Source organism: Bradyrhizobium erythrophlei (assembly GCF_042430365.1).
Lineage (GTDB): Bacteria > Pseudomonadota > Alphaproteobacteria > Rhizobiales > Xanthobacteraceae > Bradyrhizobium > Bradyrhizobium erythrophlei.
The window spans coordinates 125,760-150,893 of sequence record NZ_JBHMET010000274.1; the positions used below are offsets into that span (position 1 = coordinate 125,760).

18 protein-coding genes and 1 riboswitch are annotated in these 25,134 nt (G+C 61.2%); of the genes, 9 read left to right on the plus strand and 9 right to left on the minus strand.

All coding sequences use genetic code 11. The features are described from left to right. Positions 1-142: 142 nt before the first annotated feature. The 6 genes from ACFFWD_RS42565 to ACFFWD_RS42590 all read left to right on the plus strand — a co-directional run bounded on the left by ACFFWD_RS42565 (position 143) and on the right by ACFFWD_RS42590 (position 7,882). The gene (locus ACFFWD_RS42565) at positions 143-1,012 is read left to right on the plus strand and encodes an NAD(P)-dependent oxidoreductase (protein WP_376975399.1); all 870 of its coding nucleotides are present in this window, start codon (positions 143-145) and stop codon (positions 1,010-1,012) included. 221 nt (positions 1,013-1,233) lie between these two features. Next, a complete protein-coding gene (locus ACFFWD_RS42570; protein WP_376975401.1) occupies positions 1,234-2,841 on the plus strand; it encodes a sensor histidine kinase in 1,608 nt (535 codons plus the stop codon). A gap of 120 nt (positions 2,842-2,961) precedes the next feature. After that, positions 2,962-3,165 carry a DUF1289 domain-containing protein gene (locus tag ACFFWD_RS42575; protein ID WP_376975402.1) on the plus strand — a complete coding sequence of 68 codons (204 nt, stop codon included), beginning with the start codon at positions 2,962-2,964 and terminating at the stop codon, positions 3,163-3,165. A gap of 28 nt (positions 3,166-3,193) precedes the next feature. Next, positions 3,194-3,733, plus strand: coding sequence for a TIGR02281 family clan AA aspartic protease (locus tag ACFFWD_RS42580; RefSeq protein ID WP_376975403.1), 540 nt, complete (start codon positions 3,194-3,196; stop codon positions 3,731-3,733). Between the two features lie 142 nt (positions 3,734-3,875). Beyond that, a riboswitch (cobalamin riboswitch) is annotated at positions 3,876-4,065 on the plus strand. Between the two features lie 107 nt (positions 4,066-4,172). Beyond that, on the plus strand, positions 4,173-6,431 hold the full coding sequence (locus ACFFWD_RS42585; protein WP_376975404.1) for a TonB-dependent receptor: 2,259 nt from the start codon (positions 4,173-4,175) through the stop codon (positions 6,429-6,431). A 2-nt stretch (positions 6,432-6,433) separates the two neighbouring features. Further along, on the plus strand, positions 6,434-7,882 hold the full coding sequence (locus ACFFWD_RS42590; RefSeq protein ID WP_376975406.1) for a PepSY-associated transmembrane domain-containing protein: 1,449 nt from the start codon (positions 6,434-6,436) through the stop codon (positions 7,880-7,882). A gap of 94 nt (positions 7,883-7,976) precedes the next feature. Here the strand turns inward: ACFFWD_RS42590 and dusA are convergent, their stop codons facing one another. After that, the gene (dusA, locus tag ACFFWD_RS42595) at positions 7,977-8,972 is read right to left on the minus strand and encodes a tRNA dihydrouridine(20/20a) synthase DusA (protein WP_376975407.1); all 996 of its coding nucleotides are present in this window, start codon (positions 8,970-8,972) and stop codon (positions 7,977-7,979) included. 149 nt (positions 8,973-9,121) lie between these two features. On the opposite strand from dusA, the gene ACFFWD_RS42600 reads away from it, so the two are divergent. Continuing rightward, positions 9,122-10,219 (plus strand): site-specific integrase, encoded by a 1,098-nt coding sequence (locus tag ACFFWD_RS42600; protein WP_376975408.1) that lies wholly within the window; start codon positions 9,122-9,124, stop codon positions 10,217-10,219. Between the two features lie 159 nt (positions 10,220-10,378). Here ACFFWD_RS42600 and ACFFWD_RS42605 read toward each other — a convergent pair whose 3' ends face one another. Together ACFFWD_RS42605 and ACFFWD_RS42610 are read right to left on the minus strand one after the other, a co-directional pair. Continuing rightward, the gene (locus ACFFWD_RS42605) at positions 10,379-10,549 is read right to left on the minus strand and encodes a hypothetical protein (protein WP_376975409.1); all 171 of its coding nucleotides are present in this window, start codon (positions 10,547-10,549) and stop codon (positions 10,379-10,381) included. 661 nt (positions 10,550-11,210) lie between these two features. Beyond that, positions 11,211-12,773, minus strand: a complete 1,563-nt coding sequence (locus ACFFWD_RS42610; RefSeq protein ID WP_376975966.1) for a winged helix-turn-helix domain-containing tetratricopeptide repeat protein — start codon at positions 12,771-12,773, stop codon at positions 11,211-11,213. Positions 12,774-12,917: 144 nt separating this feature from the next. On the opposite strand from ACFFWD_RS42610, the gene ACFFWD_RS42615 reads away from it, so the two are divergent. Continuing rightward, on the plus strand, positions 12,918-13,385 hold the full coding sequence (locus tag ACFFWD_RS42615) for a GYD domain-containing protein (RefSeq protein WP_376975410.1): 468 nt from the start codon (positions 12,918-12,920) through the stop codon (positions 13,383-13,385). 317 nt (positions 13,386-13,702) lie between these two features. On the opposite strand, the gene ACFFWD_RS42620 is transcribed toward ACFFWD_RS42615, so the two are convergent. The 5 genes from ACFFWD_RS42620 to ACFFWD_RS42640 all read right to left on the minus strand — a co-directional run bounded on the left by ACFFWD_RS42620 (position 13,703) and on the right by ACFFWD_RS42640 (position 22,358). Then, positions 13,703-14,956: a radical SAM protein gene (locus ACFFWD_RS42620; RefSeq protein WP_376975412.1), complete on the minus strand. Its 1,254-nt coding sequence runs from the start codon at positions 14,954-14,956 to the stop codon at positions 13,703-13,705. A gap of 167 nt (positions 14,957-15,123) precedes the next feature. Continuing rightward, positions 15,124-15,681 carry a thioredoxin family protein gene (locus ACFFWD_RS42625; RefSeq protein ID WP_376975413.1) on the minus strand — a complete coding sequence of 186 codons (558 nt, stop codon included), beginning with the start codon at positions 15,679-15,681 and terminating at the stop codon, positions 15,124-15,126. A gap of 488 nt (positions 15,682-16,169) precedes the next feature. Continuing rightward, the gene (locus tag ACFFWD_RS42630) at positions 16,170-19,262 is read right to left on the minus strand and encodes an efflux RND transporter permease subunit (protein WP_376975414.1); all 3,093 of its coding nucleotides are present in this window, start codon (positions 19,260-19,262) and stop codon (positions 16,170-16,172) included. Positions 19,263-19,272: 10 nt separating this feature from the next. After that, complete coding sequence (locus tag ACFFWD_RS42635; protein ID WP_376975415.1) at positions 19,273-20,391, minus strand: efflux RND transporter periplasmic adaptor subunit; 1,119 nt, start codon at positions 20,389-20,391, stop codon at positions 19,273-19,275. A 794-nt stretch (positions 20,392-21,185) separates the two neighbouring features. Then, a complete protein-coding gene (locus ACFFWD_RS42640) occupies positions 21,186-22,358 on the minus strand; it encodes an aminoglycoside phosphotransferase family protein (protein ID WP_376975416.1) in 1,173 nt (390 codons plus the stop codon). Positions 22,359-22,668: 310 nt separating this feature from the next. Between ACFFWD_RS42640 and ACFFWD_RS42645 the strand changes: the two genes are divergently transcribed. After that, complete coding sequence (locus ACFFWD_RS42645) at positions 22,669-23,865, plus strand: ABC transporter substrate-binding protein (protein WP_376975417.1); 1,197 nt, start codon at positions 22,669-22,671, stop codon at positions 23,863-23,865. A gap of 63 nt (positions 23,866-23,928) precedes the next feature. Here the strand turns inward: ACFFWD_RS42645 and ACFFWD_RS42650 are convergent, their stop codons facing one another. After that, entirely contained in the window at positions 23,929-25,119 is a 1,191-nt protein-coding gene (locus ACFFWD_RS42650; RefSeq protein ID WP_376975418.1) for a CaiB/BaiF CoA transferase family protein, read from the minus strand. Between the last annotated feature and the right edge of the window lie 15 nt (positions 25,120-25,134).

Below are 25,134 nucleotides of genomic sequence, written 5' to 3' on the forward strand. Positions count from 1 at the left end.
AAGCTCGCACCCAACGAAGCCGTTGCCCTCCGCTGCGCAGGGGGTATGGTGCGGCTCCCTCCATGGAAGACATGCCCAGCCCGCGCAGGCCCACCGGCGCGGCCGTCAGGGCAATCACCAAGGCAAAAACAAGGTAGCACACATGGCTAAAGTCGCTTTTCTCGGTCTCGGCGTGATGGGTTTCCCGATGGCGGGACACCTCGTGAAGAATGGCGGCCACGAGGTCACCGTCTACAACCGGACCGCGGCAAAGGCGAAGGAATGGGCTGACAAGTTCGGCGGAAAGACCGCAGCGACACCGAAGGCCGCCGCCGAAGGTCAGGATTTCGTGATGTGCTGCGTCGGCAACGACAACGACCTGCGCGCGGTCACGATCGGTGCCGACGGCGCCTTCGCCGGGATGAAGAAGGGCGCGACCTTCGTCGACCACACCACAGCTTCCGCCGAGGTCGCCCGCGAGCTCGATGCCGCGGCCACCAAGGCCGGCTTCAACTTCGTCGATGCCCCGGTGTCCGGCGGCCAGGCCGGCGCCGAGAACGGCGCGCTGACCGTGATGTGCGGCGGCAGCGCGGCGGCTTACGCCGGCGCCGAGCCGGTCATCGCCGCCTATGCAAGGATGTGCAAACTGCTCGGCCCGGCCGGCGCCGGCCAACTGACAAAAATGGTCAACCAGATCTGCATCGCCGGCCTCGTGCAGGGCCTCTCCGAGGGCATCCACTTCGCCAAGAAATCCGGCCTCGACGTCGCCGCGGTGATCGACACCATCTCCAAGGGCGCGGCGCAGTCCTGGCAGATGGAGAACCGCTACAAGACCATGAACGAGGGCAAGTACGATTTCGGCTTCGCGGTCGAATGGATGCGCAAGGATCTCTCGATCTGCCTGTCGGAAGCGCGGCGGAACGGCGCCACCCTGCCGGTGACGGCCTTGGTCGACCAGTTCTATTCCGAGGTCGAGAAGATGGGCGGCAAGCGCTGGGATACGTCGAGCCTGCTCGCCCGCCTGCAGCGCTAGCATCCAGGTTTGGAACGAACGGCACGGCGCGGCTCTGCCGCGCCCCTCCCACCTCCCACGAACCTGGGTCGTGCGAGGTCCATTGGGTAAATGCCCAAAGGTTAATTTAACCAGTCGTTAAGGTGATTTTTTAGCTCTTTAAGTCATCGCTTAATGATTTGGCTGCACAGATAGACAATGCAAAAGCTCGCGCGGTTCGCGGGCAGGATTTTGTGTTGTTTATGAGTAATCCCGCAGAAAAGCCTGAAGTTGTGCAGCTTCCGGCAGGACCTCAAGCCGCAGCGCCGGTGAACAGCCGGCGTGCCGCGGCCCAGCGGGTGCGCGAGGCGCGCGATCGGTTAACGTCAACGAGTGGAACCCGCCCCGCCTTCGACGCCGAATTGCTCCGCCAATATGCCCAGACCCGGATCTCGGCGTCCTATGTCGTGATGCTGCTGGTGGTGGCGACCGGCATCCTGTTCGGGCTGCTGTGGATGCAGCCGATCGTCGCCGCCGCATGGACCTGCGGCATGCTCTGCGTCCACGCCGCCATCATCCGCAGCTGTTCCCGCTTCCTCGCCGAGCCGCCCACGCTCGCGGTGACCCGCAAATGGCGGACGCGCTTTGTGCTGCTCGACCTCGCCTACGGCCTGTGCTGGACCGCGATCCTGATCCACCCGGCCGGACGCGACCTCGCCTCCAACACGCTGATGATGTTCCTGATGCTGCTGGTGATCGCGGTCTCCAGCATGCTGGCGGCGAGTCTGCCGATCGCAGCGCTTGCGGCGACCGTGCCGGTGACGGTCGCGATCGCGCTCGACCTGGTGCTGAGCGGCGGCTTCGATAATTATGTGCTGGCGCTGCTCGCGCTTGCCGCAGAAGGCTATTTCGCCCTGCTCGCCCACCGCCTGCACTCGACCACGCTGGCGACATTGGAGGCGCGCGCCGAAAAGGACGCGCTGATCGGCGAGCTGGAGCAGGCCAAGGCGATCTCCGACGAGGCGCGGCATCGCGCCGAATCCGCCAACGTCGCCAAGTCGCGCTTCCTCGCCCAGATGAGCCACGAGCTGCGCACACCGCTGAACGCGATCCTCGGCTTTTCCGAGGTGATGAAGAGCGAGATCTTCGGCGCGCACACCGTGGCGGTCTACAAGGAATATTCCGCCGATATCCATAACTCCGGCGTGCATCTGCTCAACCTGATCAACGAAATCCTCGACCTGTCGCGCATCGAGGCCGGCCGCTACGAGCTCAACGAGGAGGCCGTCGCGCTGGTGCATGTCGTCGCCGACTGCCACCATCTGTTGAAGCTGCGTGCGACCAGCCGCGGCATCACCATCCACGAGGTGTTCGAGCAGGGCATGCCGCGGATCTGGGGCGACGAGCGCGCCATCCGCCAGGTCGTGCTCAACCTGCTCTCCAACTCGATCAAGTTCACCCCGCAGGGCGGCGAGATCTGGCTCAAGGTCGGCTGGACCGCGTCCGGCGGCCAGTATCTGAGCGTCAAGGACACCGGCTCGGGCATCGCCGAGGACGAGATCCCGATCGTGCTGGCCTCGTTCGGCCAGGGCTCGAACTCAATCAAGTCGGCCGAACAGGGCGCAGGCCTTGGGCTACCGATCGCGAAAAGCCTGATCGACATGCATGGCGGTACCTTCACGCTGAAATCGAAGCTGCGCATCGGCACCGAGGTGATCGTCACCTTCCCGCCGGAGCGCGTGATGAGCGCGCTGGCACCGATGTCGGAAGAATCGCCGCCGCTGCAGCCGGAGACGGTTGAGGTCGCCTCAACCGACGACCGCAAGCGCGTGCGTCATCGATCGATCATGAGTGCCGGAACCGGTCTGTAGAGCATGAGCCGGAAGAGTATGAGCAGATTCATACTCAAAACGAAAAGCTGAAGCGCAACGGCAATATTGCGCTTCTGGCCGGACTTGCACTCGCGGCCGAAACCGTTCAACACTCGAAACATGAGCCAGGACACGCCGTGTATCGCAGTCTGCATGATGGACCCCCGAACGAAGCTCTGCTTCGGATGCGGGCGCACGCTTCCGGAGATCGCGCGCTGGCACAAGATGGACAGTGCCGAACGGCTCGCGACGATGGTGCTGTTGCCGGAACGGATGGCCGAGGCCGGGCTCGAGCGCATGGAGCCGCGCCCCAAACGCGCCTGATCGCGCCTGCGATGCGGGGGGATGCACGATGACCCGGATCGTCCTCGTCCTCCTGATGCTGTTGGCAACCGCCGGCGCCGTCATCGCCTATGGCGACCCCGAACAGATCGTCCGCGCCAGGGACCACATCTCGCATATGCTTGGCAGCGGCAGCACGCCCCCTGCCCCCGCGGTGCAGATCACGCGCGGCCAAGGCGGCGAATTCGCGTTCCGGGCCAAGATCAACGGCGTCAGCGCGCCGATGGTGATCGACACCGGCGCGACCTCGGTGGTGCTGACCTGGGAAACAGCCAAGGCGATCGGGCTGCCGATCGAGATGCTCGAATACAATGTCGATCTCGAGACCGCCGGCGGTCACACCAAAGCGGCGCGGCTGACGCTCGACCGCCTCGCAGTCGGCAAGCTGGTCGAGAAGTCGGTGCCGGCGCTGGTGGTACCGCGCGGGCAGATGAGGGCCAACCTGCTCGGCATGAGTTTTCTCGACCGTCTCGAGAGCTGGGGCGTGCGCGCCGACAAGCTGACGTTGAACGGCTATCCCGAGCTCACCTCAAGCAGCCATCGACGTTAGCGCCCGGTCGTCGACGAGCGCGATCGCATCGCGCAGGACATTGGCGCCGGCGTTGGACTTCACTCCGTGAGATGAGGGCGGAACGCCCGTGCGCCGGGAACGTGAACGAACATGTCCCGTCATTGACGGTCGGACCGCAGTCACCTATCGTGATTCCGACGGTTCCCTTCGGGGATCAAAAGGGAATGCGGTGCGGGGCAACCCTATGCCGCGGCTGTCCCCGCAACTGTAAACGGCGAGCTTTTCGTCATTTGCCACTGAGCGCTGCTCGGGAAGGCGACGAACGGCAAAGACCCGTGAGCCAGGAGACCTGCCGTCTGTCGTGGTCACACGCGAGCACATTGGGCGGGGTGTCCTGATGGTAGCCAAGCCGTTACCCAAGCGGTGACGGGGCGACTGCGCTTGCGGTGACGTGCCACGTTAGCCGCGAGCCTTCTTTATGATCTCCTGCTCACTTGCTGCGCTGAAGCAACGCGCCAGCCTCGTCTGCTCTCTCACTCTGTCTCCCGTATTGCTGGCAACCGACGCTTGGGCCCAGCAGGCACAGCCGGCCATCCCGCTCGACCCAATCGAAGTTTCTCCGGCCAATCTGGCAAGGCCGAAGCAACCCGATGTCGGACGATCAGGTTCGGCGGCGCAGTCTCGGCCAAAGTCGGCCCAGGGGCACCGCACGGTCTCGACCCAAACCAATACCGATTCCGCTCCCGCCCTCAACCTGACCAAGCGGGACTCGACCGGAAGTCGCCTCAACTTAACGCCGCTTGAGACGCCTGCGAGTGTCGGCATCATCACCTCGGAGACCATCGCGGAGCGCGGCCAGCATAATGTTCTCGACGCCGTCACCCAGAATGCGACCGGCTTCACCGCAAGCCCCGCGCCAGGCAATGGTGGCCTGTCGTTCAACACCCGCGGCTTCACCGGGATCAACTCGGTGATGACGCTCTACGACGGCACCCTGCTCTATCCGGCCGCCGGAACCATCACGTTTCCTTTCGACACTTGGTCGGCGGGCCGCATCGAGGTGATGCGCGGACCGGCCTCGGTACTGTACGGTGCTGGCGCGATTGGCGGCGTTATCAATGTGGCTTCGAAGAAGCCACTCTCGGCCCCGTATAATCAGGCCGAAATGTCGCTCGACACCAACCTGACCCGGCGGCTCGCGGTTGACAGCGGCGGGCCGATCAATCCCGACGTCTCCTACCGCGTCAACGCCATCGGCAACATGTCGGACGGCTGGGTCGACCGCGACAAGACCTCGAATCTGGCAATCTCGGCAGCCGTCAGGATGCAGGCCACCGACAGTGTCGCTTTTACGCTGTCCAACGACTACGGCGACCGCAGCCCATCGCGCTATTTCGGCACGCCGCTGATCAACAACACAATCGACGAGGCACTGCGCTTCAAAAACTACAACGTGCTCGATAGCCACATCCGCTATCAGGACAACTGGACCCAATTCAAGACCGAGTGGGATGTCACGGACGGCATCTCGGTCCGCAACACGATGTACTATCTGACCAGCCATCGGCACTGGCGCGATGTGGAGACCTACGCCTGGAATCCGGCGACACGAATGATCGATCGAAGCGATTACATCGAGATCTTTCATGACCAGGCCCAGATCGGCAACCGGATGGATGCGACCCTGCGCGGTCACGTGTTCGGCTTTTCCAACGAATTCGTGGCTGGCTTCGACGTCAACCGGATCGACTTCACCCACACCAACAACTCGCCTTATGGCGGATCGTCGTCGGTCGATCCTTTTTCGTTCAATCCGGGTTTGTTCTCGAGCCCGGATCGCACCGCGCCCAGTTTCAATGCGATCACCAACCAGTACGCGGTGTTCGCCGAAGACCGCTTGAAGCTCTCGGATCAGCTCGCGATCGTCGGCGGTGTGCGGCTCGACCAGCCGAGTATCGAACGCACCGATTTCAGGGATGCGACCAGGAGCTTCGAGACGTCGCTATCCGGCCTGAGTTGGCGGGTGGGGACTGTCTACAACCCGATCAAGGATCTCGCGGTCTACGGCCAGTACTCGACGGCAGTCGATCCGGTCGGCACCCTCATCACTACGTCCGCCGCACAGAAGGATTTCAAGCTCGCCACCGGCAAGCAGATCGAGGTGGGCGTCAAGCAGAGCTTCTGGAACGGACGCGGCGAATGGACGATTGCCGGCTATCAGATCGTCAAGAATGACCTGCTCGCGCGCGATCCGATCCATCCCGAGGTCGTGATGCAGGTCGGCCAGCAATCGTCGCGCGGCGTCGAGGCTTCGGTCGGTCTCGTGCTGGATCACGGCTGGCGGGTCGATGCCAACATCGCGCTGCTGCGGGCCAAGTACGATAACTTCACACAATCGGTCGATGGCGTGCCGGTCAGCTTCGCTGGCAACGTTCCGATCAACGTGCCGCAACAGGTCTCGAACGTGTGGGCGACCTGGGAATTTGCGCCGAATTGGTCGGTGTATGGCGGCGTTCAGATGGTCGGCAAGACCTTCGCCGACAATGCCAACACCTTAAGCATTCCGTCCTACGCCATCGTCAATGGCGGCCTACGCTGGAAACCCGATCCACGCACCACCGTGGCACTGCGACTCTACAACCTGTTCGACAAGGTCTATGCGACCTCGGGCGACACCGGCCAATGGCTGCTCGGAATGCCGCGCACGGCGGAATTGTCGATCAATGTGAAGTTCTGAGCATGCGGCGCGCGCTGATCCGGCGGGCACGCCGGTGGCTGTATATCACCCATCGCTGGATCGGCATCGCCACCTGCCTGTTGTTCACGATGTGGTTCATGTCCGGCGTGGTGATGATGTACGTGGCATTTCCGCAGCTGACCGACCACGAGCGCTGGTCGGCGCTGCCGCCCCTTGCCTGGGACAAGGTGCGGGCGACGCCCGACCGTGCCATGGCGATAGCCGGGTTCACCGAATACCCGCGTGAGCTCCGCCTTAACATGCTGAACGACACACCGGTGTATCGGCTGCTTGGCTGGGATGGTACGCGCAAGACCGTATCGGCCGTCGACGGCCGGATCATCGATCGCATCACGCCCGGCGAGGCGCTCGCCGTGACCGGCTTTCATCGCAACGCCGCACGGCCACGAATGATCAACACGATCGATCGAGACCAGTGGAGTGTCACGGCGCGGTTCGATCCGTTGCGGCCACTGTTCCGGATCGCGCTCGGCGATGATGCTGGAACAGAGCTATATGTTTCTGCCCGCACCGGCGAGATCGCATTGGACACCACGCGCACCGAGCGGATTTGGAATTGGCTCGGGTCGATCCCGCACTGGATCTACCCCACCGTGCTGCGCAAGGACGGCACCATGTGGCGGCAGGTGGTCTTTTGGATCTCCGGCATCTGCATAATCGTGGCGGTGACCGGATTCTGGATCGGCATCCTGCGGCTGCGGTTAAGGCGGCGCTACGCCAGCGGAGCGGTGACACCCTATCGTGGCTGGATGGCCTGGCACCACGTCGCCGGTTTGGTTGGGGGCATTTCGGTCGTCACCTGGATATTCAGTGGCTGGCTCTCGCTCAACCCCGGCGACTATTTTTCCGGCCGCGGAATGCCGCGTGACATGATGGCTCGCTATGGCGGCCACGACGCGCCGCAGATCGTCGCGGAATTTTCCTCAAAGCCGCAATCGGCAGCGGTCGAGGCACGCTTCACCTGGCTTGGTGGCCGGCCGCTCATGGTGCTTGTCGGTCGGGACGGCCATGAGAACATCGCCGATCCTCCCACCGGCTTGCCAACCACGGTGTCCGTCGAACAGATTTTCGCTGCCGCAAGCCGACTATTGCCAAATGCGACGATGATCCTGCGCCGGCGCCTCGAACAACCCGACGCCTACTGGTATTCCCATCATCACGAACGTCAGGTCCCGGTGCTGCGCGTGGGTTTTGACGATACCGGACAGACCTGGTTTCATATCGATCCGCTGACCGGCGACGTACTCGGCCGCATCGACGACAGCGGGAGAACCTATCGCTGGCTGTTTAATGCGCTGCACAGCTTGGACTTTCCGCTGTTGCTAAACCATCGCCCGGCGTGGGACGCAATCGTATGGTTGTCGTCACTGTTGGGGATGATCGTGTCGGCTAGTGGCATCGTAATCGGCTGGCGGCGATTGAGCCGTTAGCCTGATATGCGCCTCTTCTTCGTCAAGCTGTGCACCAGTTCGATGAATTCGTCGGGATTCGCCGACGTGGGGTCAAGGCTATCCCGAGTTCACCTCAAGCCGCCATCGACGTTAGCGCCAGGTCGTCCACCAGCGCGATCGCATCGCGCAGGACATTCACTCCTGCGCCTGGGCGGACGCCGTTCTCGGCCAAATGCCTGCGGAACGCGCGTGCGCCGGGAACACCGTGGAACGCGCCGACGAAATGCCGCGTCATGGCGTGCAGCCGCGTGCCCTGCGCAAGCTGCGCCTCGATATAGGGCATCATCGCGGTCAACACGTCCTTCATCGTCGCCTGCGGCGGCGTCTCGCCGAACAGTTCGGAATCGACCGCGAGCAGCCGCCACGGCTCCTGATAGGCCGCCCGCCCCAGCATCACGCCGTCGACATGCAACAGGTGCTGCTTCGCCGCGGCAACGCTCGGGATGCCGCCATTGATAATGAGGGGCACGTCAGGCAACGCCGCTTTCAGCCGATAGACACGATCATAGTCGAGTGGCGGGATGTCGCGATTTTCCTTCGGCGACAGTCCGTTGAGCCAGGCCTTGCGCGCGTGCACGACGAGCGCATCCGCGCCCGCCGCGATCACGCCGCGCGCCAGCGTATCGAGTGCGACTTCCGGATCCTGGTCGTCGATGCCGATCCGGCATTTCACCGTGACGGGAATCCTGACCGCGCGCTTCATCGCGGCGACGCCTTCGGCGACCAGCGCAGGCTCCGCCATCAGGCAGGCGCCGAAGCGGCCATCCTTGACGCGATCGGAGGGGCAGCCGACATTGAGGTTGATCTCGTCATAGCCGAAATCCTCCCCGATCCTGGCCGCGGTCGCGAGATCGCGCGGATCTGAGCCGCCGAGCTGCAGTGCCACCGGATGCTCGCTCGCGTCAAACCCAAGCAGCCGCGCCCGATCGCCGTGGATCACGGCGCCGGTCGTCAGCATCTCCGTATAAAGCCGCGCCCGGCGCGACATCAGACGATGGAAGACCCGGCAATGGCGGTCAGTCCAATCCATCATGGGCGCCACGGAAAAGCGATAGTCTTGATATTCCAAAGAGTTATCCTATCCTTTCAACGGACTAGAACGGGAACAAGTGCACACGTGTGCACTCCAAACTAGCCAAAATTGCACACGTTTGTACCGCATTTGATCTCTCGGTGCACACGTAGCGCACACGAAATCGAAACGGAGTGCACACGCAAATGCCGACCTTTACGAAGCTGAAGTCGGGAAGCTGGCGCGTTCAGGTCAGGAGAAAAAACGAGTACGTCGCGAACACCTTCATCCGACGGCGCGACGCCGAAGAGTGGGCGATTGACGTGGAGCGCTCAATCGATCGAGGTGCTCCAATCCGACGCTCGCGGCCTTACGAGCAACCGCGCATCTTTTCCGATTTGATTGCATTGCATCTTGACGATCTTGCTCAGGTCGGTAAGCCAGTTCGAAGATCGAAGTTTATGGTGCTTAAGGCGCTCAAGACTTCACTCGGGCGTGTGAACCTCAAAGACATAACCCGCGAGAGACTGATCGAGTACGGACGGAAGCGAGCCGCGCAAGGGGCTGGGCCGGCAACACTCGCGATTGATTTCTCGTTCATTCGGACAATCCTCACTCACGCTGCGGCAGTCCACGGCATCGAGGTCTCTGTCGAGAGCGTTCAGTTGGCCCGAGCTGCGCTTAGACACCTCGACCTCGTGGGAAAATCGAACGAGCGCGATCGTCGTCCGACCCAGGACGAACTAAATCGATTAACCGAATACGCTGAGTCTAATCCCCAACAGTACATACCGCTAGGGAGAATTGTTCGCTTCGCGGTAGCAACTGCAATGCGTCAGGCCGAGATTTGCCGGATTGAATGGTCTGACGTCGATATGAACAAGCGAACTGTTACTGTCCGCGACCGCAAAGATCCCCGAAGAAAGGACGGAAATCATCAGATCGTCCCTCTCCTCAATTCGACGGGCTACGACGCATGGCAGATCGTTCTCGAGCAACGTATCGTCACGCGCGGCATCGGGCGCGTGTTCCCCCATCACTCAAAGTCGGTTGGAGCTGCATTCCGTCGGTCGTGCAATGCCATAGATGTCGACGATTTGTGCTTTCATGATTTGCGCCATGAAGGCACAAGCAGGCTCTTTGAAGCTGGTTTCTCGATACAGCAGGTTGCTATGGTGACGGGCCACAAGGATTGGCGCATGCTGCGGCGGTATACGAACCTCAAGCCTGAAGACCTGCACAAAATGCAGAAGGCTGAACAGCCCTCCGTTGATCAATTCTTAGCAACACTGATTGCGAGCTAGGCCGCGTACAATTACGTCAAATACGTCAAATTTCCAGTTGCTGCTGGCCACTATAGGGGCAAGCTGTCGAGGATCTTGATCGGCGAGCCCGCTTCACCGACAGTAGCGGTCATCGGCCACCGTTCGAGCGACTTCGCCGTTGGGCAAGAAGCAGAAGCATCAGCACCCCTTAGTTCCCCGGCACGCCGGCAAGGCGCAGACCATAGCAGAACTTTTTCGTTGACGCTCTAACTGACGGCGGATCACCGCTTGACTGGCGGCGGCATCAATGCCGTGCACTTGAAAGACCGACATTGCGATATCCAGACCGACTGTCGTGACCGTTTGCATGGGTAGCTCTCCACAAGGGGCGTGCCTTCACGTGCGTCAAGACCGATGCGATGGCATCCCGTCCTGCGTGATCCTCGCGCCGTGCTCGGCGCCGTCAAGGGCGGCCTGGCAGCACGGAAGCGAGGGGCAAGGCCAGCGCGACGGCCAGCCTTGACGGCCCCTGTGCGCGGCGCGTCTGCACGCGCTGGCCGGGACGAAGGAACAGCCGCCAGGCGATGACCTAGTTGGTCTGCCTGCCGAGGTCTGCGAGAGGATGAGACGACGATGGAGGATCGGTCTTCCCGGCGCACGCGAACACCCGCATGGTCGATGGACATCCGATCAGCCGCCTGGACGAACTGCTGCCGTGGGCGTGGAAAGCCGGAAATCCTGTCAAGAGCTGAAAGAAGTGCACAAACCGGACGCTTACGGGCGAGATCTGCGCCCCAGCTCTCGGTCGGTAATGTCGGGTAGTGTCAATAGCGGACGAGAAGGTGGACTTGGCAATATTGACGCGAATGACCCATCTGAGACATCGGCGGCTTCCTCTCGAACTCCCATCCGGCGGGCAACCTGCCCGCCATTGATTTATCTCCGCCTTCGAGTTCGGTATTCGCGGACATCGATCGAGCCGAACCAATCAAGCTCGATTTGTGAGTGCACGTTCTAAGTCGCGACGCTCTCAATCGGGCAGCCCCGCCCTTCGCAATCCCTCTGCGTAATTCTCAAGATCCTTGGTCCGCGCCAGCGGCACGTGATCTGCAAGATTTGAAATTCGGCTCATCGGATCGATCTCAAGCACCCGAGCCACAGCTTTACGCGCCTCGTCTTGTCGCCCGGCAAGGGCAGCACTTGCAGCAACATTTCGGTGCGCAGGCAAGAAGTTCGCATTTTCTCGACGGGCTCTATCGGCCCAGACCAACGCTGCCTCGTAATCTCCTCCTATAAAATGCGCGAGAGCCATCGCCGCTTGCATTGAGTGAAGTCCGGGATCCAGCGGACTCAAGCGCATCGCCCGAACCAAGTGTCTGATTGCAACTTCCGATTCTCCAAGATAAACCCTCAGCAAGCCGCTGTACCGCCAAGCTGTTGCCAGATGCGGATTAAGCGTAAGGGCCCTCTCGAGCAATGCCGCGCCCTCCTGCGGTTTTAGCAGGACGTGGCCTATCGCAAATCCAGCTCTGCTCAACACAAGAGCATCGTCCTTCCCTAGGTCGGTCGCCAGATATGCTAGGCGCTCTGTTTCCAACGTTTCCTTTGCAAGATCGAGCATCCAGTTATTGGACTTCCGCGACGCGTAGCAGCGCGCCGCTGCCCCATACGCGGCCGCAAACCTAGGATCGAGATCGATGGCCTTGTAAAGGAAGCGCAATGCATTTTCGTTCGCCTTTTTTGATATCCGCTCCAGATCGTCGATTGCCCGTAAGTAGCAATCATAAGCATCGAGGTTCTCGGTCGGTTTGCGTTTTGCCCGCTGAATCTCTGCTTCTTCCAGTTTCGGCGACACCGCGCCGACAACGCTCATGCTAACTTGATCCTGGAGGTCGAAGATATCTGCGAAAGCACCTTCGAAACGATCGGCCCAGAGGTGGACTCCCGAGACTGCGTCGATCAGCTGCCCGTTGATGCGAATGCGATCGCCTGATCTGCGCATGCTGCCTTCCAAAACGTAGCGAACACCAAGTTCGCGGCCAACCTGTCTGATGTCGATAAGGCGTCCTTTGTAGGTAAATGAAGAATTGCGTGCGATCACGAACAGCGACCTGAAGCGCGTGAGGCCGGTAATGATGTCGTCGACCATGCCGTCGGCGAAATATTCCTGCTCGGGATCGCCGCTCAAATTTGAAAACGGGAGCACCGCGATGGACGGCTTGTCGGGCAAGGCAAGCACCGGTGACGCCTGCGGGTTTGCTTCGGCACGCGGATCACCAGGTGTAACCACCGGCCCGACGTAGCGGTAGCCACGGCGCGGCAACGTCTCTATCCAACTCGCGCCCCCAGCTGCTTCCTCAAAAACCCGGCGCAACGCCGCGATCTGAACCGTCAGATTGCCATCCTCGATCGCAAGCCCCGGCCACGCGGTCTCGATCAGCGCATCTTTGGAAACAGGTTGTCCCGCCCGCACCAGAAGCAACCGAAGCAGCGCAACCGCGCGTTTGCCCAGCGCAGTTGGTTCGGCACCGAAAAAGAGTATTTCGGCGTCAGCGTCGAGACGGAACGGGCCAAATTTATGGATCGTCGCCATTGGCCAAGTGGCCACCATTTGGGAAAATTTTGCAACCTTTTTGGGACGGATTAACGACCTCCGGGCGCAGCGGGACCATGTTGCAGCAGCTGCCGACATGCGAAAACCCGCAACGGTCGCGATCCATCGCAAAAGGAGCGACATATGACCAAGAGACAGTCATTGGTCTTTTGCGCCTTGCTCTCGACCTCGATCGCCACATTGCCTCGCGCTGTAGCTGTCGCCGAAGGAGGAACGGGAGCCATGAGCCAATACCTAGTCGAAGCCAAGTATGCAGATCAGGCCTGGTCTGCGATGGCCCAAAAGCCACAGAATCGACTTGAGCTTCTACGCCCGGTCGTCGAGCGGCTCGGAGGTAAAATTGAGAGCTTCTGGTTCTCGTTTGGTGAGTATGATGCTTTTGTTGTTATTGACCTCCCTGACAACGTTAGCGCCCAGGCTCTTCAAATCGCGGGAGCGGCCGGAAACGGCTTCAAGGTTCTGAAGACGACGCCATTGCTGACGATAGCCGAGGCGATGGAGGCGATGAAGAAGGCGGGCGAGCTTCGAAGCAGCGCAGCCTATGGGAAAGCCCGGCAGGAACTAGCACCTCTAGAGGCGCCGTCAAAGTAGCTGTGAATTCCGTCCGGGGCATTGAGTTGGCTTGCGATTGTTGCGATGCACGAATTCTGTTGTTGGCCCATCGCGCCGTTCCCGGGATTGATCGAAATGGCCGCAATCGAAGGGTAACCGGACCCACCCACGAAATCGGGAAGCCGCCCATGAGGCGTAGCGCAAGATCGCAGTCCGTCGCTGGTTATCCGGCCGGATCGCTGCGCCGGCCACAACGTCATAGCGCCACAGCGAAGCAATAAGTGCCCATCTTCATCGGCCGTGGCGCGCCAATTCGGGTACAAATTGAGCTCGCCAAAACCCGCAGCGGCCTCTGATCACATACCATAAGCATTGCGGCGCTCGAACGAAGCAGTCTCGAATTTGAGGCCTAATTCGCGAGCGCGGCGCCACGACCCCTCCAACTCCGCGTGCGTCGGTCGGCGGGCGATTTCCGCATATCTGTCCCGGTACTTCGTACTCGCGGGGTCACAGAAATTGTCGGGATGGAACTGCGCCATTACGTTTAACGGCGCTGCCGGCACGCGCGAGGCAACCCATTCGAGCACCGGATAGGTACAACACTCGACGTGATTGGGCATCACCAAATGGCGGATGGAAAAATCCTCTCCCCACTCGTCGAGCAGTGCAATGTTGCGCGTCACAGTCTCCCAGTACCAAGGCGTCTTCGCCAGCGTCATCGCGCAACGGCCGGGGCCGAACTTGAAATCAGGGAGCCAGACGTCGGTGAGGATGCGCAGGATCTTCATGCTTTCCAGCGTCATGAAGAAGTTGCTGTTCCATAGCATCGGTGCATTGAACTTCCCGTCATAGATAGCGGCACCAGGCACCTCGTCGAACCAGAAGAAACGGTCAGCCTTGGTCTTGCGCGCGCGGGCCAGCTCCGCTCGCGTCGGCGCGAAGTCGCGGCCCAACAGCGCCATGGCGTGGACGATGGCATGCAAATGAATGACGACCTCGCCGCCGACCCAATTGATATTGTGGCAACCCTCGCGGCGCAACGTCCACGCCATCGCCGCCAGCGTGCGCGGATCCGTCTCCTCCCCGTTTTCCTTGTCGGTGCTGATGTCGCCGTTCTGGCAGAAAGCGCAGCGCATGTTGCACGAGGTGAAGAAGATCGTGCCAGAGCCTTCCGTACCGCGATAAAACAGCTCCTCGCCGGTGTGATGGAAATGCGAGCTGACCCGTGAGCCGGCTGCGAGCTTGCAGGCGCCAAACTTGGCGCCCGCCACGCGATCGATGCGGCAATCCCACGGACAGAAATTGCAATGGGTGAGCATGCGGTAGGCGAGCTCGCGGCACAGCTCCAGCAGGCTCGGGCCATCCACCGCCGCTGGCAATGGCGCGCCCGCCCGGATCGCCTGCCGGCGTGAGAGAAAGATCGGCGTCAGGTGGTCGAGTTCGGCCCACAGGGCATCTTCGCTGCTTGCGGCAGGATCGAGCTGAACAGCAACCGTGGCGGCAATACGGAACTTGGCCGGGCGTCGGTTTTCCGCCACGTCAAGGTACCACGACAGCGCGTCGCGGATCGCTAGATCGTCCCACACTCTCAGCTGAGCCAAGTCGCTCATGCGCGGGCTCCGGTCGCGCCAGCGTACATCCCTACCTTGGAATTATGCATCGTTTTATTCGGGGACAAGCGGGTCGCACGGTCGTGTCTAACGATGACGATCTCGCCGCTGCGGGCGTAGAAGGCCTGATTCCGGGCGTAACGATCGCGCTCATCGGGGGCCCGGCTTTATTCGTCCCTCCATTTGATCGAGCAGCCAATGGACGCCTTTTGGTCCGCCGGCGCCACACCGGTGGTCGCAATTGCACGCATGGCCTCGACTAGCTCTCGGGACGCCCCCGCGCGAGGCGGAGTTGTGCGGCCTTCGTCGAGCCGGCCGCGATACTTGAGCTTGCGGTCGGCATTGTAACCGAAGAAGTCCGGTGTACAGACCGCCCCATACGCCCGTGCGACTGTCTGGGACTCGTCGTGGAGATATGGAAACGGGAAATCATGAGCCTTCGCGAAACGCTTCATATTCTCAAATGAGTCTTCGGGATAGCTCGCCGCATCGTTTGAGCAAATCGCCGCAAAGCCTACGCTCTCCGACATCAGCACGCGGGCGTCCGAAACCATGCGGTCGATCACTGCTTTGACATAGGGGCAATGGTTGCAGATGAAGACGACGACCGTGCCTTTTTCGCCCGCAACGTCGTCCAGTGTGTAAGTCTTGCCGTCGGTGGCCGGAAGCCGGAACTCCGCCGCCGGCGTATCAAGAACGACTTGAGTAGCTGTTGTTGTCACCATCTCGCACCTCCTTGTCCCCAAATATACGCTGACGACGGCCTGCCGGGGCACAGGGGGCGCCTCTCGGATTGGAGTCCGGGAAACTCCCTTCTGCTCTGCCACCGTGGTGAAAATTGCACGCCGAATAACACGTTTCGCCGAAGGACCGGTTGGGGTCATTCGGGTTGGCGGCGCATTGGTCAGCTCCTCTGACCTTAAATCGCTTGCCTGCCCCCTCCCATAGCTGGCGCGCGAGCTTTCACTACGGCTGAGATCATTGATGGAATATGTATCAGGGAGCGAGCAGGGCTAGGCCGCTATCTGACTTGGAATGGAGAGCAAGGCGTTGCGGCACAGCTACGATCTCTCAAACGCGCGTCGCTCGCCCCGGTCGCTTGGTGAACCGTCAGCCGGCGACATGCGGACCGTGATCTTCTTTTGGAGATTTGGGTTTTGTGATGAGTTGCAAGACCCACCAGAGTACGATGGCAAGCAGAACTAACAGGTCATCAGACTGTCTTTGCCTCATCACCTGACAGCGCAAGCTGTGACGCGTTCTGCGCTACCTGGCGGGAATGATCGGCCGCGATCAGGAGATAAATGGCCGGCACCACAAAAAGGGTGAACAGCGTGCCGATGGAAAGTCCGCTTGCGATGACAAGTCCCATATTGAAACGCGAAACCGCTCCGGCGCCGCTTGCAAGGATCAGCGGAACCACGCCAAAGACCATCGCCGCGGTCGTCATCAGGATCGGCCGCAACCTGATTCCGGCTGCCTGCTCGATAGCTTCGCGCTTGGGGACGCCGCCACGCTGCAGCTCGTTTGCGAATTCGACGATCAGAATGCCGTGCTTGCTGATCAGGCCCATCAACGTTACGAGGCCGACATCCGTGTAAATGTTCAACGATGCGCCGCCGACGCCGAGGCTCACGAAGATCAACGCGCCGGCGATCGACATGGGCACCGATACCAATATGATGAACGGATCGCGGAAGCTTTCGAACAACGCCGCAAGCGACAGGAAAATGATCACCAGCGCAAATCCGAACGTGGCGACAAACCCGGTGGATTCCTGGATGTATTGCCGCGACAAGCCGCTGTAGTCGACGGCATAGCCTCGCGGTAACGTCTTGGCAGCAAGGTCACTGAGGAAGTCCAGTGCATCGGACTGCGCCACGCCGGGCGCCGCAACTCCCTGAATCGTGGCACTGTTAAGCTGCTGGAAATGATTGAGCGTCTCCGGGACCGTTCTGGTCGTGATGTGCGCGATCGTCGACAGCGGCACCGGAATGCCCGACACGTTGCTCACGTAATAGTTGAGCAGTTGTTCGGTGTTCAGACGAAATCGCCGCAGGACTTGCGGGATCACCTTGTAAGAACGCTGGTCGAGGCTGAAATAGTTCACGTACCCGCCACCCAGCATCGCCCCCATCGCATTGCCGACATCGCTCATCTTGAGCCCGAGTTGCGCAGCCTTGTCGCGATTGATCTCGACGACGGCTTCGGGATTGTCGATCTTCAGATCCGTGTCGAGGAAGATGAACATTCCGCTGTCGATCGCTGCTCTTAAGAATTGTTGGGCGGCATCGTTGAGCTTGTCGAAAGAATCGGTCGTCTTGATCACGAACTGTATGGGCAGCCCCTGGCTGCCCGGCAGCGGAGCCAGTTGAAAGGCGGCGATCCGCGCACCGGCAACCTGGTCGAGTTGCTGCTGAACGATCGGCTGCAGCTGGTTGCTCGTCCTTGTGCGCTCGTCCCACGGCGTCAGCACCATGCCCGCGACCACGCGCGCAGGCGAGTTGATCTGGAAGACGTGATCGGTCTCCGGATAGTTCTTCATGACCTGGAAGACCTGCCGCGCATACAGCAGTTTCTGCTGCAACGTGGCGTCGGGAGCCAGTGTGGATGTCGTTATCACGACCCCCTGGTCTTCCTGGGGAGCCAGCTCGCTCTTGGCGCCTGTATAAAGGAAATAGATGCTGGACAGCACGAGCAGTGCGAAGACGTACGTCACGGGTAAATAGCTGAGGCTGCCGTGCAGCCGGCTCAGATAGAGGCGACGTAGCGCCTCAAAACGGCGATCAATCAGGGCGGTGAACCGTGCCTGCCAACCGCGCGTTGCACCATGCGGCTTGAGCAGGCGCGAGCTCATCATCGGCGACAGCGTCAGCGCGACAATGGCCGATATTGTCACCGTGCCGACCAGGGTGAACGCAAATTCCGTGAACAGTGCGCCGGTCAGACCGCCCTGGTACGCGATCGGGACATAGACCGCAACCAGGACGACCGTCATGGCGATGATCGGACGACCAAGTTCTCGCGTCGCCTCGATCGCCGCAACCACCGGCACTTTGCCGGCCTCAAGATGACGGTTGACATTCTCGACGACGATGATGGCATCGTCGACCACGAGCCCGATCGCAAGCACCAGTGCCAGCAGCGTCAAGAGATTGATCGAGAAGCCGACCGCCAGCATCATCGTGAAGGCGCCCACCAGCGACAGCGGGATCGCGACCATCGGGATCACGACGGAACGCCCCGACCCCAGGAACAGGAACACAATCAAATTGACGATCAGAAGCGCCTCGGCGAGCGTCCACACGACGTCATAGATCGCCGCGTGCACGAATTTGGTGGAATCGTAAACGATCTGGCCGTGCAGTCCGTTGGGCAGCTGTTCCTTAATGCCCGGGAAGATACGGTGCGTGCCCGCGATCACGTCGAGCAGATTGGCAGTCGGCGCCACCTGGACGCCGACATAGACCGCCGGCTTGCCGTCGAATGCGACCTGTGTGTCGTAGTCGTCGGCGCCAAGCGAGACGTCCGCGACATCCTTCAACCGCACAATCGCGCCACCGGCCTGCTTGACGATCAAGTTGGCAAATTCGCTTTCCGAGTGCAGGCCGGTCGATGCGGTCAGATTGATCTCCACCATCTGTCCCTTGGTGGTGCCGAGCCCCGCGATGTAATTGTTCTGCGCCAACGCAGCCGCTACATCCGTGGCGCTCAGGCCATAAGCAGCCAGCTTTTTCGGGTTGAGCCACGCCCGCAATGCAAAATTCTGTCCGCCGAGAATTTCCGCGGTCTGAACACCCGGTACTGCCTGCAGCTTCGGCTGAACGGCGCGGGTGAGATAGTCGGTAATTTGATTGCGTCCCAGCACGTCGCTGTCGAAGCCGATATACATGGCGTCGATCGTCTGACCGATCTGCACCTTCAGCACTGGTTGCTGCGACCCGGAGGGAAGCCGGTTGAGCACCGAACTGACCTTGGTGTTGATTTCCGTCAGTGCCTTGTCGGCATCATAGTTGAGGCGGAGATTGACGGTGATCGTGCTGACGCCGCTTGCGCTATTCGAGATCATATAGTCGATGCCGTTCGCCTGGGCGATCGCGTTCTCGAGCGGCGTTGTGATGAATCCGGCAATCACATCGGGAGCGGCGCCGTAATAGGTGGTGGTGACGGTGATGACCGTGTTCTGCGTGCGCGGATATTGCAGCACCGGCAGTGAGGTTATCGCGCGCAGGCCGAGCGCTAGGATCATCAGATTGATGACGGTAGCGAGAACCGGCCGGCGAATGAAAAGGTCGGTGAAATTCATGGCAGGCCTCTCATTGTTCCGAGACCTGAGGGTTCGCGCTGAAGGGCGTCGTGACTTCGTTGTTGATCCGGACCGGCGATCCGTTGTGCAGCTTGTTCTGCCCGGCCGTCACCACGACATCGCCAGGCTTGATCCCATCCAGCACCGCGACCTGGTCGCCGCGCGTCTGGCCGGTTTTCACGAAGACTTGGCGCGCAACCTTTTGCTCCTGCCCGCTCTTGTCGCCGCCGGCATTTTCGACGAGATAGGCAATGTCTCCATACGCGTTGTAGTAGATCGCCGTCTTCGGCAGCGTCACATAATCCTTCTGCGTCCCCACATCGACATCAACGGTCGCAAACATGCCCGGTAGCAGCTTCTCGTCGGAATTGTTGAATGTCGCCCGGACCTGGACATTTCGGGTCGCCACATTGACGAGGGGGTTGATCGCCATGATCTCTCCGGTGAATGTCAGGTCAGGATAGGTGTCGACCTTCGCAATAACGGGTTGGCCGACCTTGATCTTCGCCAGGTCCTGCTGCGGCAGGTAGAAATCCACGAAAATAGGATCAAGCTGCTGCAGAGTCACGATTGGCGTGCCCGGCGCGATATACTGGCCAACGTCGACCTGCCGGATGCCTAGCCGGCCGGAGAAAGGCGTTCGGATCGATTTGTAGCCGACTAGCGCCTGTTGTTGCGCGACCTGCGCCTGGTCGTTCTTGAGAGTTGCCAAGCCCGCATCGGCCTTCTGCTGACTCACCGACTGGCTCTTGAGCAACCGGGCGTCACGATCGTAATTGAGCTGCGCCAGCTCCGCCATCGCCTCCAGAGCATGCAAATGCGCGACATCATCGGCATCTTCCAGCTCGACGAGCAAGGTTCCCTGCTCGACGTTTTCGCCGGACTGGAAGTGGATAGCTTTGACGATACCAGACACCTGCGGACTGAGGTCGACGCCCTTCCCCGCCCGGGTACTGCCTACGGCCTCCAGGCGATCTCTCCACTGCTGCGTACCGGCCGTTATCGCGGAAACCGCCTGCGGCGGGTTGCGCAATCCGGCAATCGACTTCTGGACCGTCCTGGCCCTGAAAGCTTCAAACCCGAACACCGCCGCAAAAGCCAGGCCGACAGCGGCCAGCATGATGGCCATCCGTTGAAGCACCTGGTAGTTCCGACTCTTGGATGGAACGGCGTTTTTCATTGCCGTTGACCATTAGCTGTGGCGCCCGCGGCGAACTCCGTCCCTTTTGGATGGCTCTACCGATTTTCCGAGATGCAGTTCCAGGGCTGATCTCGAAACGACTATTGAATGCAACGGTTCCCGACGCTGTGCTTCACGGCGGGAACTCCCTAACAAATCGCCGCGATCCGGGGTCCAGATTGGCCCGGAGCCGTGGCGACCCTAGGCTGGTTGGGCCCCAAGAACACCCCCGGGGCGAGCCAAGCTACAAGGCCGCCCGTGCATCGACCGAATGGTGAGCGGCGCGAGAGCGATCCCCGTGCCCTTTCATCGGTCGGAAGGGCGAACTCGCCGCGCTCAAGAATTCACATTGAACGTGCGATCGCGGCCGTTCGTTTGGTGGCTGATGACAGCGCCGGAACGACAAGGTGCGCCCGACAGCTCTGTCTCGATGCCCGGGTCTGGCGGACCGACAGGACGCGCCGCAGGCCGGAAGGATGCGTATCCAATCCCTATTCTGTCCAAACTGAGCTCACTCCCTCTAACGTCGCGCAACGCGATCTAAGATCAGCCCGCCCAATCAATCATCGGCCAATTTGAGCTAACTACAGCCAAGAAGATCCACGTCAATCAAGAGAGATTTGACATGCGCCAGAGGCACTCCTGGCGAGGTCGCCTAGTAACCAGCACCGACTAGTGGAGTTCGAATGCCCGCTTTGCGCCACTCACAAGCCTTTCGCGCGGCTTTCCCATTTTACACAAGGTCAGCTATTGAGCGTATCCAGATCGGCCATCGCAGTAGAAATTCTCTCAATCATCGTCAGGGTAGTGTCTTCCGGCTGCATATTCGGCAGCAGCGGCGAGTGACAGAGCGTGATCGTCCACATCAGGAGCGCGTGCACGATCTGCTGCCGGTAGTTGTCAAAGCTCTCGTCAAAATCCGGCCGGTGTCCGGTCAACGCCGCAAAGCGCTCCAGATATCGGGTCAGCAAATCCCTCTCCCACGCCCGGCGATCCTTCGGCGTCAGCGCCGCCGCCACGGCATAGGCGACATCCCGCGACCAATGACCGCGCGCCAAGCATTGCCAGTCGCACAGGCCCATTTTGCCCGCGCCGGTCCGATACCAGTTGCCGATATGCACGTCGGAATGGAGCAGCCCCTGCGGCTCGTTGTCGTGCACGGCGAGCGCGCGCATCGCAGCCGGCCACACGTCGCCGCGCCGCGCCAGCACGCTCTGCGGAATGACGTGCGATGCAGCGTCGAACGCCTTCCTCGTATAGTGCTCGAGGTCCATCTTCTGCGCGCCGATGCTGAACCAGCGCGGGTAGGACGCGACCCAGCGGTATTGAGCCGCAAACGCCGTATCGCCGTGGAAGCGGGCGTGCAGCGCGGCGAGAAGATCGATCATGTCTTCGGCCATGCTGCGCGTGACATATGTCTTGTGGTTGCAGAACGTCGCCGACTTCGCCGCCACGAGATCCTCGAGCAGCAGGATCGAGGCAAAACTTCGCGGATCGAACGCGGCGTGATAGCCCACCGGCGCCTCGATTTCGAGCTGCGGCCGGAGCTGCATGTAGAAGCGCCCTTCGGCGCGCGCGGTGCCGTTGAACCCGCCGATCATCCTGGTGACGACGCTCGGCAGCGACTTGGTAAACATCGAGCCCGGCAAGCCGGCCCGCCTGCCCTGCTCGTTGTAGGTGACGACCAGGCGATGCCGTTCATGCGTTCCGGCGCTGAAGGGCTTCACCTCGACCCCGGTGACCACGGCGCCCGGCACCTTGTCGCAGAGCACCGCGGTCAGCCACTCCGCGGTGATCGCGCCGGGCGAGCACGGCACATCGTCACGCCGCCGCGCCTTCGGCCGCACCAGCCGCTCAAAGGCGACGCGTCCCCCGATCTTCAACGCGGCCAGAGCCGTCGCGCTTGAGGCACCCATGTTCCCTCCCGCTGGCTTGACGATCGGAGGACCCCGCGCGAGGCGCGCCGGCGGCCTGACGTCAATTAGTACGCTTTATTACGACTTCTAGCACAGACTGATCCCTGTTCAAGCCGTTTCCGCTCGGCCCGTCGCATCAGCAACCATCATTCATTGCGCCGCAACACCGCTGCGGCGAAATTCGCACTCCCAAATCACAGTTTTATAGTATATCGTACATCTGTGTACTGATTGCTCACCATCGGCCGAAGCGCCCGAAAGGTGACGACGCACGGAAAGAACGGAAAGAATCGACATCGGGAGGGGAACTATGAAGATCTCGACACTGGTCGCTGTCTCGGCCCTGTTGTTGGGTGCATGTGCCGGCGGTGCCGCCGCGGGCGAAAAGCAATACGGACCGGGCGTCACCGATACCGAAATCAAGATCGGCCAGACCGTTCCCTATAGTGGGCCGGCGTCGGCCTTCTCCAGCTATGGCCGCGTCATGACCGGCTATTTCCAGATGCTGAACGAGAGCGGTGGCATCAACGGCAGGAAGGTGAACCTGATCTCGCTCGACAATGCATTCAGCCCACCAAAAGCCATCGAACAGACCCGCAAGCTGGTCGACGATGACGGCGTGCTCGCCGAGGTCGGAACGGTCGGCACCGTCCCCAACGTCGCCGTTCAAAAATATCTCAACCAGAACAAGGTTCCGCAGGTCTTCATCTCGGCCGGCGGCCGCCGCTTCAACGACCCGCAGAATTTTCCCTGGACCGTCCCGTTCTATCCGCCGTTCGAGATGGAGGGCGCCACGTTCGGCAAGTTCATCCTCAAGAACATGCCGAACGCCAAGATCGCGGTGCTCTATCAGAACGACGACTACGGCAAGGATTACCTCACCGGCCTCAAGACCGGCCTCGGCGCCGACGGCGCGGCGAAGATCGTGGCGGAAGCACCCTACGAGCTCAGCTACCCGACCGTCGATTCCGAAGTCCTCAAGCTCAAGGCATCCGGCGCCGACACGCTGATCTATTTTGCGACGCCGAAGTTCGCCGCGCAGGCGATCAAGAAGGCGAACGAACTGAACTGGAAGCCGGCTCAGTTCCTGGCCAGTCCGGTCAACTCCATCCAGGGCGTGTTGACACCGGCCGGGCTCGACAACGTGCAGGGCGCCTACACCACCCAGTTCACCAAGCAGGCCAGCGATCCGGCCTGGGCCGAGGACGCCGAGGTGAAGGCTTACGTCGCCTTCATGAAGAAATGGGCGCCGAACGACAGCCCGAACGATTTCATCGCGCTGTCCGGCTACATCAATGCGCAGGCGATCGCCAAGGGCATTCAGCGCTGCGGCGACAATCTGACGCGCGAGAACCTGCTGGCCCAGGCAACGAGCTTCAACAAGGAGCGGGTCGGCATGCTGCTGCCGGGAATCGAGCTGACCAACTCGAAGGACAATTATGCGCCCTACCGGTCGCTGCGCATGGCGATCTTCGAGAAGACCTCGTGGAAACTGCTGGAAGAATAGTCAGGTCGCATCAACTGGGCGAGGCGCGATCCGCCTCGCCCGCGCGATCGATCGGCCCCTCGTTCAATTCACCACATCGTCGCGGCGCAGCCCCTCGATGGTCGCCGCGGAGAGACCGATCTCCCTCAAGACCTCGTCGGTATGCTGCCCCAGCATCGGCGGCGGCAGGCCCGGGCTTCGCTCCTGATCGACGAAGGTCACGGGGTAGCCGACCGCATTGAGCCGGCCGGCCGCCGCGTGGTCGTACTGCATGATGAGCTTGTTGGCGTTCGTATGCGGATGCTCCAGCAACTGCGCCAGCGTGTTGATCGGCGAACAGGGGATGCCGACCTCGTTGAGCGCGGCGTTCCAATGCGCGACCGTGTTGCTCGCAATCACGCTCCGTACATGGCGCAGCGTTTCGGCGCGATACCTGACCCGGTCCGCATTGGTGCAGAATTTTGGATCGTCCACGATCGCGCTTAGACCTGTGACCGCGCAGAACTTGCGCCAGAGATTGTCGTTGGCCACCCCGATCATGATCGGCCCGTCAGCGGCCTCGAACGCCTGGTAGGGGCAGAGCGATTCATGGCTGGAGCCGCATTTGACGGGCTGCGTTCCGCGTTCCCAGAAGGTCTGCAGATTGTAGCCCAAGAGGCCAAGCGCAGTGTCGAACAGCGACACCTGGATCGCCGCGCCCTTGCCGGATTTCTCGCGCGCGAACAGGCAGGCCAGGATGCCGCTGAAGGCATGCACGCCGGTCATCTGATCGATCGGGGAGATCGGGCTGCGGATATAGCCGCCGCCCTCGTCGCCGGTCATCGACATGATGCCGCTGAAGGCTTGCAGGATCACGTCGTAGCCGGGCGAATTCCTCAGCGGCCCGGAGCGGCCGAAGCCGGAGATGCTGCAATGGACCAGCCGGTCGTTGAGCGCGCGAAGGCTCGCCGCATCGATTCCCAGCCGCTCGGCAACGCCCGTGCCGAAGCTCTCGATGGCGACGTCGGACGATTTCGCAAGCTCATGCACAAGCTGCCGTCCCTTGTCGGACTTCATGTTGATCGCAATGCTTCGCTTGTTGCGATTGGCGCTGAGAAACACCGTGCCGAGGCCGGGCGCGGGAAACGGCGGCCATCCCCGCGTCTCATCGCCCTGCCCCAGCGCCTCAACCTTGATGACCTCGGCGCCGAGATCGCCGAGATATTGCGCGCACAGCGGACCTGCGAGCACCTTCGAGAGATCAAGAACCCTGATACCATCGAGCGGTCGTGACATGATCTGTGTCCTTCT

What these genes read in the sequence shown, in the direction of transcription:
- ACFFWD_RS42605 (WP_376975409.1), bottom strand. Translation starts at nt 10,549, where the DNA reads ATGCAAACGGTCACGACAGTCGGTCTGGATATCGCAATGTCGGTCTTT.
- ACFFWD_RS42565 (WP_376975399.1), top strand. Translation starts at nt 143, where the DNA reads ATGGCTAAAGTCGCTTTTCTCGGTCTCGGCGTGATGGGTTTCCCGATG.
- ACFFWD_RS42635 (WP_376975415.1), bottom strand. Translation starts at nt 20,391, where the DNA reads ATGGCCATCATGCTGGCCGCTGTCGGCCTGGCTTTTGCGGCGGTGTTC.
- ACFFWD_RS42620 (WP_376975412.1), bottom strand. Translation starts at nt 14,956, where the DNA reads ATGAGCGACTTGGCTCAGCTGAGAGTGTGGGACGATCTAGCGATCCGC.
- ACFFWD_RS42610 (WP_376975966.1), bottom strand. Translation starts at nt 12,773, where the DNA reads ATGGCGACGATCCATAAATTTGGCCCGTTCCGTCTCGACGCTGACGCC.
- ACFFWD_RS42570 (WP_376975401.1), top strand. Translation starts at nt 1,234, where the DNA reads ATGAGTAATCCCGCAGAAAAGCCTGAAGTTGTGCAGCTTCCGGCAGGA.
- ACFFWD_RS42590 (WP_376975406.1), top strand. Translation starts at nt 6,434, where the DNA reads ATGCGGCGCGCGCTGATCCGGCGGGCACGCCGGTGGCTGTATATCACC.
- ACFFWD_RS42585 (WP_376975404.1), top strand. Translation starts at nt 4,173, where the DNA reads ATGATCTCCTGCTCACTTGCTGCGCTGAAGCAACGCGCCAGCCTCGTC.
- ACFFWD_RS42650 (WP_376975418.1), bottom strand. Translation starts at nt 25,119, where the DNA reads ATGTCACGACCGCTCGATGGTATCAGGGTTCTTGATCTCTCGAAGGTG.
- ACFFWD_RS42580 (WP_376975403.1), top strand. Translation starts at nt 3,194, where the DNA reads ATGACCCGGATCGTCCTCGTCCTCCTGATGCTGTTGGCAACCGCCGGC.
- ACFFWD_RS42600 (WP_376975408.1), top strand. Translation starts at nt 9,122, where the DNA reads ATGCCGACCTTTACGAAGCTGAAGTCGGGAAGCTGGCGCGTTCAGGTC.
- ACFFWD_RS42615 (WP_376975410.1), top strand. Translation starts at nt 12,918, where the DNA reads ATGACCAAGAGACAGTCATTGGTCTTTTGCGCCTTGCTCTCGACCTCG.
- ACFFWD_RS42625 (WP_376975413.1), bottom strand. Translation starts at nt 15,681, where the DNA reads ATGGTGACAACAACAGCTACTCAAGTCGTTCTTGATACGCCGGCGGCG.
- ACFFWD_RS42630 (WP_376975414.1), bottom strand. Translation starts at nt 19,262, where the DNA reads ATGAATTTCACCGACCTTTTCATTCGCCGGCCGGTTCTCGCTACCGTC.
- ACFFWD_RS42640 (WP_376975416.1), bottom strand. Translation starts at nt 22,358, where the DNA reads ATGGGTGCCTCAAGCGCGACGGCTCTGGCCGCGTTGAAGATCGGGGGA.
- ACFFWD_RS42575 (WP_376975402.1), top strand. Translation starts at nt 2,962, where the DNA reads ATGAGCCAGGACACGCCGTGTATCGCAGTCTGCATGATGGACCCCCGA.
- ACFFWD_RS42645 (WP_376975417.1), top strand. Translation starts at nt 22,669, where the DNA reads ATGAAGATCTCGACACTGGTCGCTGTCTCGGCCCTGTTGTTGGGTGCA.